Here is a 12,394-nt window from a genome sequence, read left to right on the forward strand (position 1 = left end):
CGAAATCAGCAAGGTTTCCGGTTGAGATTCTGCGACGCAGGTTCACACCGGTTCAATGCTGGCCCAGTAACGCGTCAGGTAACGCACTTTTACCGGCAAGGATTTGCCCAGGTTTTCCAGCACTGTATCCGTATCATCGATGCGGAAGGCGCCCGAAATGCTCAACCCCTGAACCTCTGCGGCACAGCGCAGCACGCCCGGGCGATAGCGCCCCAACTCCTCGAGGAAGTCCCCTAGACGCCAGTCGTCCACGCTCAGCATTCCCTGCACCCAGGCGGTCGAACCCGCTGGCAGGGGGCGGGCGCTGCCCACCCGATCACGATCGAACGTGACCTGCTGGCCGGTTTCCAGGCGCAGCGCGTGATCGGCATGCCGCTGCGGGCTGACTTCAACCGCCGCCTCTAGCACACCGACCCGCGTTTGCTCAGGCAGTTGTCGCACACTGAACCGGGTGCCGAGCGCGCGCACGCCCCCTTGCGCGGTCTGAACCATGAAGGGGCGCTGGGCGGGATCCTTGGCGGTCTGCACAATAATTTCGCCACGGAGTAGCTGGATCAGCCGCTGTCTGGAGTCGAAATGGATATCCAGTGCGGTGTCGGCGTTAAGTTCCAGTTGCGAGCCATCGTCCAGGCGCAGCGAGCGACGTTCCCGGATGCCCGTTCGCTGTTGCGCCAGCATCGAGCGGTACGGCACCTGCTCAACGGCCAGCCATGAACCGCCGCCAACGACCATCAGCATACCGAGCATTTTCAGTACGTCACGGCGTTGCGCTTGCGCTGCACCCAGGCCGGACAACGCCGCCTGCTGCGGCATCATCGCCCACTGCTGCTGAAGTTTTTCAACCCGCGACCAAGCGGCCGCATGTTCAGGGCTGGATTGCATCCACGCCTGCCACGCCTGCGTGCGCGCTTCGCTGGCTGCACCGTCATTGAGCTGCACGTACCACGTGGCGGCCGCTTCCAGCGTCTCCAGGGTCAGGGACGAGGACATCAGTTATCCACCAGCAACAGGCATCGGGTCATGGCGCGAATCAGATGATTCTTCACCGTGGTCACCGACACGCCGAACCGCTCGGCCGCCGCCACGTAGCTCAGCCCTTCGAGCTGCACCGCCAGGAAAATCTCCCGCGTGCGCTGGCCCAGCTCATCTAGCAGGCTATCGACCGCCACCAGCATCTCGATGATGGACAAGCGAATCTCCGGCGAAACATCCACCGGTTCCGGCCGCTGGGCCAACGCATGCAAGTAAGCCTGCTCAATGGCGCGGCGACGGGATTTATCGATCAGCAGCGAACGGGCGATGGCGCTCAGATAACCACGGGGTTCGCGGATGGGCGCGTCATTGCGCGCCGTCATCACTCGCAGGAACGTGTCCTGGGCCAGGTCCGAAGCATCGGCGGCGTTGCCCAAACGCACACGCAACCAGCCTTTCAGCCAACTGTTGTGTTCGCTGTACAACCGATGAAGAGCCGAATGATCAAGCGCCGACATGAGAGAGATACCGAGGTATAAATGGTAATCGATCTCATTATCGTGATGGCGGGATTTTAATGCAAGGGACTTCCCATAGCACCCACTGAATGAAGTCCGTGGAAAACCTGATATCGCGAACAGGCACTCTACGGATCGAGCATGATTTTTACGCGCAGCGTATCAGGCAATTGGGTCGAGCTGATCCAGTGCCCGGTTCACTGAGAGTTCTGCCAGCATCGGAATTTGATGCACGCCCAGCAGCGAATTGCGACTTGGCCCTGTCTCTCGAAGCCAAAACTTTTAAAGCCTTCCCCACGTCATCCCGCCAAGAATGCTGAGTATTATCAGGGATCAAGGCCCCTGCGACCTGTGAGGGTTGTCCACTAACGCGGGACTGGCGGCTCTTTACGACCGGGAGCTTGGGCATCTCATGATCTGGCCTCCTGAACACTTCCGAAGACGTGGGCGGGTGGAGACTGCGCTGGCTGACGAGACCAATGCCGCGAGATCCTGAGTCGGTGAAGGCAGTGAAGCGATGACAGGGGCATGCCTGACTGTCAGTCAGGTGCAGTCCGTTCTGTGTGCTGCGGCACCATCATCTACATCGCTGTTGCGGGTGACTTCGGTGTTTGTCACGCCGATTGTCACGAGGGGGATGCCGCAAAGCCTTGTACGAAGTGGGCTGCAGCAGCGGTAGGAGCGCCGGTCTCTTTCCGGAAGAAAGAGACCGGCGCAGGTTGGCGCAATGAATTGGCCAAGCGGATAGGTTGCTGCAGGGCGACCGAGAAGGGTGGGTTTTGCCGCAGTAGACAAAGCTGAGAAGTAGCCATCCATCACATCGCGGTGACCGTGCGAGCAAAACAACGCTAATCAGTTGAGCCATCAAGGACTGCATGGCTTGAGGGGGCTACTTTGGTTGCGCTCATTGGCAACCTTTTCCAAGCGCTATTAGCAGCTATCTCAGCTGTATCGTTGCTCATAAAGAGCTATGAGATGGCTGCGATTGGTGCCATCGATTGGCCAAGGGGCGTTAATCTCGACCAGGTCAAATTCGGTTTGTTCGGATTTGGCCAGCTCAACGATTTCTTCGTCTGAAAGCTCTGCGTATTCGGGCCATTGGTCAATGAGTTCCCGCGCATTTGCTACGGTATTTTCCTTCGTCTCGCCAATGAAGAGATCTTCGATTTGAGTCATCCCGTAGGTAATCATGTAGAAGCTCATTGGGTTCTCCAGCGGTAACGATCTAGTGGTTAGAAAGTAATAATTTCCCTGTTCTGAAACTCAAAATCAGGGTGCGGGTTACCTTTTACCGACAAATCCAGGCGGTTAGAAGCGTTGGCCTAAAACGCGAAACATATGAAAAACAAAAAAGGCCCACCTTTCGGTGAGCCTTTTTCGTTGTTCTATATGGTGCCGGCACCAGGAGTCGAACCCGGGACCTACTGATTACAAGTCAGTTGCTCTACCAACTGAGCTATACCGGCGTGTTAGGGCGACGATTATAGCGATTGGCGGGCGTCTGTAAACCCCTGAAAACTGACTATTTTTGCGCAGGCGTCTGGTGCGCGGTTGGCGCTTGGTTGGGAAGCCGTGGGCGCGAGTGTGTCCGGTGCGGCTGAGGGTGTGTCCAAGGTGGCGTGTTTGCGTTTTGTCCCCGTTTATCAGGAATAGCCCCAATGGTCATGGATCTCAGGAAAAACCTCGTTTTCGTCGCGTTGGCTTTGCTCGGTGGGTGCAGTGTGAAACCAGTGCAGCCTTATGCCGAGCCCCCACAGGGTGCTCAGACGGCGCAGTTGCGGGTGATCACCAATGGCGAGGTGCGTGGCGCCGATTACGCCGGGTGTGTCGGCGAAACCCGGGGCTTGGCCAAGGCCGGGCGCTTTGGCGAGGATTTGCAGCCGAGCATCAATTATCCACAGGCGCCGCTGGTGCCGGGCAAGCAGGATATGGCGCCGCGTTATGCGCCGAAGATGCAGCAGTACCTGGGGGCGAGTCGCATGGCCGAGGGGTTGTATACCGAGATCGTTGCCGAGTACCGGGTGCCGGCTGGCACGCCTTTCCTGCTGGAAAGCATGGGGCTGGCGGCGGGCAGCTATGGCAGTACTTACCTGACGTGCCCGGCGGCGAAGAAGGTGGTGCAGTTTGAGCCGGGTCGCAGTTATGAGGTTTATGTGGGCTTGAACAACGCCCCGGGTGCCGACGGCAAGCTGGCTGCGATCTGTGTGTTTGGGGTTTACGAACTGCTGCCTCTTGGTCAGGCGCAGAAGTCTCTACCGCTGCCGATTGTGGCCACTCCGGCGGTCGAGACGCGCTGCCCGAGCCGTTGAGACGCCGCACCACTGATGCTCTGTCGGTGGTACGGCGGCACTGGCCACCAAGCCACCCCAGAGCCCGTCCAGCGACGGGCTCTGTCCTTTCATCTCGTCACTTTCAGGCCTCCCACCCTGCGCCGCTGACGGCGGTTTGCACCAGGGGATGCAGTTGCGCCCCCTGGTGTTCGGTTTGCCAGGCCAGCAGGTCTTTGCGCATGCCGGGGGTCCAGAACATTTTCAGGTGGTTGCGCACGCTGAGCATGGCTTGCTGCTGGTCCGGCTCGTTGGCGAAGTACTGGGCGATCTGGTTGGCCATTTTGATCAGGTTGGCGGTGCTCATCGGCGGACCTCCGCGGCAGCGCCGCCTTTGCGTGCCTGGCGACGTTCGCTGAGCAGGCGCTGCTGTTCGTCACTGAACGCCTGGTAGCGTTTCTGCCATTCGGAAGGGTGGTAGACGCGGCTGACTTCCACCGCCGTGACCTTGTACTCCGGGCAGTTGGTGGCCCAGTCGGAGTTGTCGGTGGTGATCACGTTGGCCCCGGATTCGGGGAAGTGGAAGGTGGTGTACACCACGCCCGCCGCCACCCGTTCGGTGACCCGGGCCCGAAGTACGGTCTGCCCGGCGCGGCTGCCGATGCCGACCCAGTCGCCTTCGTTGATGCCCCGGCTTTCGGCGTCGGTGGGGTGGATTTCCAGGCGGTCTTCATCGTGCCAGGCGACGTTGTCGGTGCGGCGAGTCTGGGCGCCGACGTTGTACTGGCTGAGGATGCGCCCGGTGGTCAGCAGCAGTGGGTAGCGGCCGTTGACCTTCTCTTCAGTGGGCACGTAGCCGGTCAGCATGAAGCGCCCCTTGCCGCGCACGAACTGGTCGATGTGCATGGTCGGGGTGCCGTCCGGCGCGTCCTGGTTGCATGGCCATTGCAGGCTGCCGTGGCGGTCCAGTTCGGCGTAGCTGACGTTGGTGAAGGTCGGGGTCAGGCTGGCGATTTCATCCATGATTTCTGATGGGTGCTGATAGTGCATGGGGTAGCCCAGGGCGTTGGCCAGGGCCACGGTGCCTTCCCAGTCGGCCTTGCCGCCCAGGGGCTCCATGACTTTGCGCACCCGCGAGATGCGTCGTTCGGCATTGGTGAAGGTGCCGTCTTTTTCCAGGAACGAGCTGCCCGGCAGGAACACGTGGGCGAACTTGGCGGTTTCGTTGAGGAAGATGTCCTGCACCACCACGCACTCCATGGCCGACAGCGCGGCCGTCACGTGCTGGGTGTTGGGGTCGCTCTGGGCGATGTCTTCGCCCTGGCAGTACAGGCCCTTGAAGCTGCCGCCCAGGGCTGCTTCGAACATGTTGGGGATGCGCAGGCCCGGGTCCGGTTGCAGGCTGACGTTCCACGCCTGCTCGAACTGCGCCCGCACCAGGTCGTTGGAAATATGCCGGTAGCCCGGCAGCTCGTGGGGGAACGAGCCCATGTCGCACGAGCCCTGGACGTTGTTCTGCCCACGCAGCGGGTTGACCCCCACGCCTTCGCGGCCGATGTTGCCGGTGGCCATGGCCAGGTTGGCGATGCCCATTACCGCGGTGCTGCCCTGGCTGTGCTCGGTGATGCCCAGGCCGTAGTAGATCGCCGCGTTGCCACCGGTGGCGTAAAGCCGCGCGGCGGCGCGGATGTCGGAGGCGGGCACGCCGCAGATCAGGCCCAGGACCTCCGGCGAGTTCTCGGGGCGGCTGACAAACTCGCTCCAGCGCACGAAATCCGCAGCCTCGCAGCGGGCATCGATAAAGTCCTGCTGGAGCAGGCCCTCGGTGACGATCACGTGGGCCAGGGCATTGAGCATGGCGACGTTGGTGCCGGGGCGCAGGGCCAGGTGCAGCTCGGCGCGGGCGTGCACCGAGTCCACCAGGTCGATGCGCCGCGGGTCGATCACGATCAACCTGGCGCCTTCGCGCAGGCGCCGTTTGAGCTGGGAGGCGAACACCGGGTGCGCATCGCTGGGGTTGGCGCCCATCACCAGGATCACATCGGCCTGCATCACCGAGTCGAAGCTCTGGGTCCCGGCGGATTCACCCAGGGTTTGCTTGAGGCCGTAGCCGGTGGGCGAGTGGCAGACCCGGGCGCAGGTGTCGACGTTGTTGTTGCCGAAGGCGGCGCGCACCAGTTTCTGCACCAGGTAGGTTTCTTCGTTGGTGCAGCGGCTGGAAGTGATGCCGCCGATCGAGTCGCGGCCGTAGGTCTGTTGCAGCCGGCGGAATTCGCTGGCGGCGTAGGTCACGGCTTCATCCCAGCTGACTTCCTGCCACGGGTCGCTGATGTGCTTGCGGATCATCGGCTTGGTGATGCGATCCGGGTGGGTCGCATAACCCCAGGCGAAGCGCCCTTTGACGCAGGAGTGGCCGTGGTTGGCGTGGCCGTTCTTGTCCGGGACCATGCGCACCAGTTGGTCGCCCTTCATCTCGGCGCGGAATGAGCAGCCGACCCCGCAATAGGCGCAGGTGGTGATGACGCTGCGCTCGGGCTGGCCCAGTTCGACCACGCTTTTTTCCATCAGGGTCGCGGTCGGGCACGCCTGTACGCAGGCGCCGCAGGACACGCATTCGGACTCCAGGAAGTTGTCGCCACCGGCGGCGGCCACCCGCGACTCGAAACCGCGCCCGGTGATGGTCAGGGCGAAGGTGCCCTGGGTTTCCTCGCAGGCGCGCACGCAACGGTTGCAGACGATGCACTTGCTGGGGTCGTAGTCGAAGTAGGGGTTGGAGGTGTCCTTTTTATCACTCAGGTGGTTCTCGCCTTCATAGCCGTAACGCACCTCGCGCAGGCCGACCTGGCCGGCCACGGTTTGCAGTTCGCAGTTGCCGTTGGCCGAGCAGGTCAGGCAGTCCAGCGGGTGGTCGGAGATGTACAGCTCCATCACGTTGCGGCGCAGGGTGGCAAGCTTCGGTGTTTGCGTGTGCACGCTCATGCCCTCGCTGACCGGGGTGGTGCAGGAGGCCGGGTAGCCGCGCATGCCGTCGATTTCCACCAGGCACATGCGGCACGAGCCGAAGGCTTCCAGGCTGTCGGTGGCGCACAGTTTGGGGATGCTGGTGCCCAGCAGCGCGGCGGCGCGCATCACCGAGGTGCCTTGGGGCACGCTGATGCTGCGCCCGTCGATGTTCAGGGTGACCTGCACCTGGCTCTCGCGGGCCGGGGTGCCAAGATCCATGTCTTTGGCGGGGTCGAATTGGATGATCATTGCTCAGCCTCCGCGGCATGCAGACCGAAGTCGGCGGGGAAGTGCTTGAGGGCGCTGGCGACCGGGTAGGAGGTCATGCCCCCGAGGGCGCACAGCGAGCCATATTGCAGGGTGTCGCACAGGTCTTTGAGGATGATGGCCTGCTGTTCGCGATGGTCCTGGTCGGGCGCCGCCAGCAGGCGGTCGATGACCTCCATGCCGCGGGTCGAACCGATCCGGCATGGGGTGCATTTACCGCAGGATTCCTCGGCGCAGAATTGCAGGGCGAAGCGCGCCATGTGCGCCATGTCCAGGCTGTCATCGGCGACCACCACGCCGCCGTGGCCAAGCATCGCGCCCATGGCGGCGAAGGCTTCGTAATCCAGTGGCGTGTCGAATTGCGACGGTGGCACCCAGGCGCCAAGCGGGCCGCCGACCTGGGCCGCTTTCAACGGGCGGCCGCTGGCGGTGCCGCCGCCGTAGTCTTCCACCAGCTCGCGCAGGGTCAGGCCGAAGGCGCGTTCCACCAGGCCGCCGTGGCGCACATTGCCCGCCAGCTGGAAGGGCATGGTGCCCAGGGAGCGCCCCATGCCGTAGTCGCGATAGAACTGTGCACCCTTGGCCAGGATCAGCGGCACCGAGGCCAGGGTCAGCACGTTGTGCACCAGGGTCGGCAGGCCGAACAGCCCTTGCAGGGCCGGGATCGGCGGCTTGGCGCGGACGATCCCGCGCTTGCCTTCCAGGGAGTCCAGCAGCGCGGTTTCTTCGCCGCAGATATAGGCCCCGGCGCCGACCCGCACTTCCATATCGAACGCCTGGCCGCTGCCGCCGACATTGGCCCCGAGGTAACCGTTGCGGCGCGCGATCTCCAGCGCTTCGCGCAGGGTGGCCACGGCCTGCGGGTACTCCGAGCGCACGTAAATATAGCCGTAGCTGGCGCCGACGCTGATGCCGGCGATGGCCATGCCTTCGATCAGCAGAAACGGGTCGCCTTCCATCAGCATGCGGTCGGCGAAGGTGCCGGAGTCGCCTTCGTCGGCGTTGCACACGATGTACTTTTGCGCCGCCTGGGTGCCGCGCACGGTGCGCCATTTGATCCCCGCCGGAAATGCCGCGCCGCCCCGGCCACGCAGGCCGGAATCGAACACCGCGGTGGCGGTCTGTTCGCCGCCCAGGGTCACGGCCCGGGCCAGACCCTCAAAGCCGCCGTGGGCTCGGTAGTCATCCAGGGACAGTGGCCGGGTGATGCCGGCGCGGGCAAACAGCAGGCGTTGCTGGCTGTGCAGATACGGCAGTTGTTCCACCAGACCCAGGGCCAGTGGATGAGCGCTGGCGTCGCCTTGCAGGGCGTCAAGCAGGGAGGGGACATCGGCGGCGGTCAGCGGGCCGAAGCCGATGCGCCCCTCGGGGGTGTCGACTTCCAGCATGGGCTCAAGCCAGTACAGCCCGCGCGAGCTGGTGCGATGCAGGTCCAGCGGCCAGTGGCGTTGCTCGGCCTGGGTCACCAGGGCGCTGGCCACGGCATCGGCGCCGACCGCGCGGGCCAGGGAGTCACAGGGCAGGTACAGGCGGTTCATGGCGCATCCTCCCGACAGCTGTCGAGCAGCGCATCGAGTCGCTCGGCGTTCAGGCGCGCGTGAACCTGGCCATCCAGTTCCAGGGCGGGCGAGCAGGCACAGGCGCCCAGGCAATACACCGGGCGCAGGCTGATGCTGCCATCGGCGCTGCTGCCGTGGTCGTCCAATTGCAGGCGCTCGCGCAGGTGCGCCGCCAGTTGCTCGGCGCCGCGGCTCTGGCATGACTCGGCCCGGCACAGGCGCAGGATATGGCGCGCCGGCGGTGCGGTGCGAAAGTCATGGTAGAAGCTGATTACCCCGCGAATCTCGGCCTGACTCTGGTTCAGGGCGTGGGCAATCTCGGGGATGGCGGCATCGGGGATGTAGCCGATGCCCTCCTGAATTTCATGAAGGATCGGCAACAGTGCGCCGGGGGAGCCCTGGTGGCGCTCCAGCAGGCTGTTGACCATAGGCAGGTGCAACATCTCATCAGGCATACAGCATTCCTCACGGTCACGGACACGCCCAAAGGCTGTCGGCTGTCCGAAAGTGTCGGCTGCGGCAGTCACGCCACGTCACGGTATCGCGGCATGTTCAGGCCGTTGGCCAGGCACCCTGAGCGGGCATCTTGTTGTACCCGGCGCGGTCTTCGCCGCACCTGTTCAGGGCATAAAGGGCAGCTTGCCACGCCGCCTCCGATTCAATGGCTCGGAAGCGACATGTTCAGTTCCATGCACGACTGCCTATTGAGTCTAGAAGAGTCGATGCAACCTGACGGGCCGCGGGCTGAATATCGGACAAAAGATACGTGTCCAGGTATGACCCCGATCAGTTGTAGGCGTAATAGTCAGTGGCGCCGCCCAAAGAGGAGGGTGGGCACTGTGGCGAGGGAGCTTGCTCCCGCTCGGGCGCCCAGCGGCGGTAGAGCCCGCGGTTCGTCGGTCGGAACCGGGACTCAGCCATTGGGCTGGCGTTGCCAGCCAGCGGGAGCAAGCGCCCTCGCCACAAAAAGGGGGGTTAGGAACGGGCGCGGCGCTGGGCGGCGTACTGCAAGGCCAGGCGGGCCAGCAGCACCAGCAGGGTGACGCCGATCAGCAGCACCGAAATCGCCGCCACGCTGGGGTCGACGTTATCGCGCAGGCCGCCCCAGATCCGTCGCGGCAAGGTGTTGACATCGACGCTGGTGATAAACAGGGTCACCGCCACTTCTTCCCAGGACAGGGCAAAGCTCAGCAGCGCGGTGGAAAAAATCCCCAGCTTGAGGTTCGGCAGCATCACCAGGAAGGTGGTCTGCATCAAGCTGGCTCCGAGGTTGCGCGAGGCCAGTTCGATGCGCCGGTCGATCTGGCTCAGGGCCACCAGCATTGTCACCACGCCATAGGGCACCACCATCACCACATGGGCGATCACCACCCCGGGCAGGGTGTCGTAGCCCAGGCCTGGGGCGATGCGGCTGAGGTTGGTTTCCATGAAGTACAGGACCAGCGCCGAGATCACCGGCGGAATGGCCATGGGCAGCAGCACCAGGCCGATCAGCAAGGTCGCCAGGCGTGAGCGCAGGTACCAGATGCCGAGGCTGAAACTCACCGCCAGCAGGGTCGCGATCAGGCTGGTGGCGGTGGCGATGGCCAGGCTCTGGCCGATGCTCGACAGCCAGTCGGGGTTGCTCAGCAGCGCTTCGTAGTGACGCAGCGACCAGTTGCCGTCGGGCATCGACAGGTAGCGCTTGGCGGTGAAGGACACCGGGATCACCGTCAGCAACGGAAACAGCATGAAGGCCATGGCGACCACGGCCAGCAGCCGGGTACTCGGGGCAGTGCGATGTGTATTCATAAAGTCCTCAGCTCACCAGTCGGTTGACGCGGGTGATGCGCAGCAGCAGCCAGATCAGCGCGCTGACCAGGGCCAGCAGCACCAGGCTGAGCGCCGCGCCCAGGCCCCAGTTGCTGGTCTGGAACATTTGCAGGAACACGTATTCGGCAATCATCACGGTCTGCCCGCCACCGAGCAGCACCGGGGTGATGAAAAAGCCCAGGCAGAACACAAAGACCATGATGAAGGCCCCCAGCAGCCCGGGCAGGGTCTGCGGCAACAGCACCTGCCAGAAGGTGCGCAAGGCGCTGGCGCCGAGCCCGCGCGAAGCCAGCAGCACGCGCTGGTCGAGCTGGCGCATGCTCGACAGCAGTGGAAACAACGCATAGGGAATCATGAAGTGGAGCATGCCGATTACCACCCCCAGTTCGTTGCGGGTCAGTTGCAGCGGGTGATCCACCAGCCCCAGGGCCATCAGGCTGTCGTTGACCACACCGTTGCTGCGCAGGGCGATCAGCCAGCCGAAGGCCCGCACCAGCACCGAGATCCAGAACGGGATAAACACGCAGATTTCCACCACCCGCTGCCAGAACGGCGGGCTGAACACCCAGCAATAGGCCAGCAGGTAGCCGATCAGCAGCGCCAGCACGCTGACCGTCAGGCACAGGCGCAAGGTGCGCCAGAGCATGTCGTGGATCGCCGGGTCGGTGGCGATGCGCTGATACTGGTCGAGGCCGGGTTCGGGCAGGGTGAAGCTCCAGCCGACCACGCCGAAAAACGGCAGCAGGTAAAACACCACCAGCAGCAGCGGCAGGGGGAACAGCAGCAGGTTGCGTTCCAGGCGAGCGGTTCGGGTTGCACTCATGGTCGACGGCTCACTTGGACAGGTGGGTCAGGTACTGTTCCAGGGTGCTGGCGTAGTGGTCGGCGTACCACTGGGTGTCGAGGAAGATCTGCTTCTTCAGGTTCTCCTCGGAGGCGCAGTTGCGCTCGCGCTGCTCGGCGCTCATCAACTGCTGGGTGGCCGGGTTGGACGGGCCGTTGCCCAGGCTTTCGAACAGTGTGAGCTGGCCTGCCGGCTGCAACGCGTGCTGGATGAACTGCATAGCCGCCGGCCGCCCGGCCGGGTTGTCCTTGAGCACGCCCCAACTGCTGGCGTTGATAAAGGCGTTGTCGAAGCTCCACTTGATGCGGTTTTCGCTGTCTTCGGCGAGCAGGGTGGCGCGGGTGTGCCAGATGGCGCCGACCGAGGCTTCGCCCTCGATCATCAACTGCTGGCTTTCCGCGCCCGACCCCCAGAACGACAGGACGTGGGGCTTGAGTTCGTCGATTTTGCGCAACGCCCGGGGCACGTCCAGCGGGTACAGCTGATGCGCCGCTACGCCGTCGGCCAGCAGCGCCGCTTCGAGCATGCCGTTCATCCATTTGTAGAGGGTGCGCTTGCCGGGAAATTTTTCCACGTTCCAGAAATCGGCCCAGTTCTTCGGTCCGTTGTCGCCGAATTTCTGGCTGTCCCAGGCAATCACGTAGCTGAACAGATAACCGGCGATCCCGTGTTCGTGGGACAGCTCCGGGGCCACCAGGTCGCGCTGCACGATGCTGTAGTCCAGGGGTTGCAGAACCTGGTCGCGGCCCAGGGTCATGGCGCTGTAACTGTCGACATCGACCACGTCCCAGCTGGGGCGGCCGCTGGCCAGTTGCGAGCGGATGGCGCCCTCGGTCGGCCCGGCGCCGTCGATGCGCACCGCGATCCCGGTGTTGCGGGTGAAGCTGTCGGTCCAGGCCTTGCGAAACGCATCCAGCGCATCGCCGCCCCAGTTGACCACCACCAGCGGCTTGTCCGCTGCCCAGCTGATGCCGCTGCGCATGGCCAGCGGCAGGGCCGCGAGCAACCCCATGGCCTGGATGAAACTGCGGCGGTCGATCTGCCCGGTGCGGGCTTTGTCGATCAGGATCTGAATGCTGTCGCGCTGATGGTCCTGGCTCATGGGGCAAGTCCTCGCTGGGCCGGCACCCTTCAGCGGGTGCGGCCGATTGT

General features: G+C 63.7%; 11 protein-coding genes, 1 tRNA gene and 1 pseudogene. 1 reads left to right on the forward strand and 12 read right to left on the reverse strand.

Annotation, left to right across the window (positions count from 1 at the left end; translation table 11 throughout):
• Nucleotides 1–42 precede the first annotated feature (42 nt).
• The 5 genes and pseudogenes from JFU57_RS09255 to JFU57_RS09270 all read right to left on the reverse strand — a co-directional run bounded on the left by JFU57_RS09255 (nucleotide 43) and on the right by JFU57_RS09270 (nucleotide 2,956).
• The gene (locus JFU57_RS09255; RefSeq protein ID WP_201132093.1) at nucleotides 43–978 is read right to left on the reverse strand and encodes a FecR domain-containing protein; all 936 of its coding nucleotides are present in this window, start codon (nucleotides 976–978) and stop codon (nucleotides 43–45) included.
• 11 nt (nucleotides 979–989) lie between these two features.
• Nucleotides 990–1,490 carry a sigma-70 family RNA polymerase sigma factor gene (locus tag JFU57_RS09260; RefSeq protein ID WP_150573250.1) on the reverse strand — a complete coding sequence of 167 codons (501 nt, stop codon included), beginning with the start codon at nucleotides 1,488–1,490 and terminating at the stop codon, nucleotides 990–992.
• Between the two features lie 162 nt (nucleotides 1,491–1,652).
• Nucleotides 1,653–1,751: pseudogene (locus JFU57_RS33585) on the reverse strand (DUF6124 family protein); the annotation flags it as partial.
• A 681-nt stretch (nucleotides 1,752–2,432) separates the two neighbouring features.
• On the reverse strand, nucleotides 2,433–2,693 hold the full coding sequence (locus JFU57_RS09265; RefSeq protein ID WP_201129019.1) for a hypothetical protein: 261 nt from the start codon (nucleotides 2,691–2,693) through the stop codon (nucleotides 2,433–2,435).
• Between the two features lie 187 nt (nucleotides 2,694–2,880).
• Nucleotides 2,881–2,956 (reverse strand) — tRNA-Thr (locus JFU57_RS09270).
• Between the two features lie 255 nt (nucleotides 2,957–3,211).
• On the opposite strand from JFU57_RS09270, the gene JFU57_RS09275 reads away from it, so the two are divergent.
• Nucleotides 3,212–3,799: an amidase gene (locus tag JFU57_RS09275; RefSeq protein ID WP_342032564.1), complete on the forward strand. Its 588-nt coding sequence runs from the start codon at nucleotides 3,212–3,214 to the stop codon at nucleotides 3,797–3,799.
• A gap of 103 nt (nucleotides 3,800–3,902) precedes the next feature.
• Here the strand turns inward: JFU57_RS09275 and JFU57_RS09280 are convergent, their stop codons facing one another.
• The 7 genes from JFU57_RS09280 to JFU57_RS09310 all read right to left on the reverse strand — a co-directional run bounded on the left by JFU57_RS09280 (nucleotide 3,903) and on the right by JFU57_RS09310 (nucleotide 12,344).
• Entirely contained in the window at nucleotides 3,903–4,124 is a 222-nt protein-coding gene (locus tag JFU57_RS09280; protein WP_020299883.1) for a formate dehydrogenase subunit delta, read from the reverse strand.
• Complete coding sequence (gene fdhF, locus JFU57_RS09285; protein WP_201129023.1) at nucleotides 4,121–7,009, reverse strand: formate dehydrogenase subunit alpha; 2,889 nt, start codon at nucleotides 7,007–7,009, stop codon at nucleotides 4,121–4,123. Before fdhF ends, JFU57_RS09280 begins: the two co-directional genes overlap by 4 nt.
• Nucleotides 7,006–8,565, reverse strand: coding sequence for a formate dehydrogenase beta subunit (locus tag JFU57_RS09290; protein ID WP_201129025.1), 1,560 nt, complete (start codon nucleotides 8,563–8,565; stop codon nucleotides 7,006–7,008). The genes fdhF and JFU57_RS09290 overlap by 4 nt, the downstream gene beginning before the upstream one ends.
• Nucleotides 8,562–9,041: a formate dehydrogenase subunit gamma gene (locus JFU57_RS09295; protein WP_201129027.1), complete on the reverse strand. Its 480-nt coding sequence runs from the start codon at nucleotides 9,039–9,041 to the stop codon at nucleotides 8,562–8,564. Before JFU57_RS09295 ends, JFU57_RS09290 begins: the two co-directional genes overlap by 4 nt.
• Before the next feature lie 520 nt (nucleotides 9,042–9,561).
• A complete protein-coding gene (locus JFU57_RS09300; RefSeq protein ID WP_078469352.1) occupies nucleotides 9,562–10,377 on the reverse strand; it encodes an ABC transporter permease in 816 nt (271 codons plus the stop codon).
• A 7-nt stretch (nucleotides 10,378–10,384) separates the two neighbouring features.
• Entirely contained in the window at nucleotides 10,385–11,221 is an 837-nt protein-coding gene (locus JFU57_RS09305) for an ABC transporter permease (protein ID WP_078469353.1), read from the reverse strand.
• A 10-nt stretch (nucleotides 11,222–11,231) separates the two neighbouring features.
• Nucleotides 11,232–12,344, reverse strand: coding sequence for an ABC transporter substrate-binding protein (locus tag JFU57_RS09310; protein ID WP_201129029.1), 1,113 nt, complete (start codon nucleotides 12,342–12,344; stop codon nucleotides 11,232–11,234).
• Nucleotides 12,345–12,394: the final 50 nt, after the last annotated feature.

Origin of the sequence: Pseudomonas sp. TH07 (assembly GCF_016651285.1) — a bacterium.
Classification (GTDB): Bacteria; Pseudomonadota; Gammaproteobacteria; order Pseudomonadales; family Pseudomonadaceae; genus Aquipseudomonas.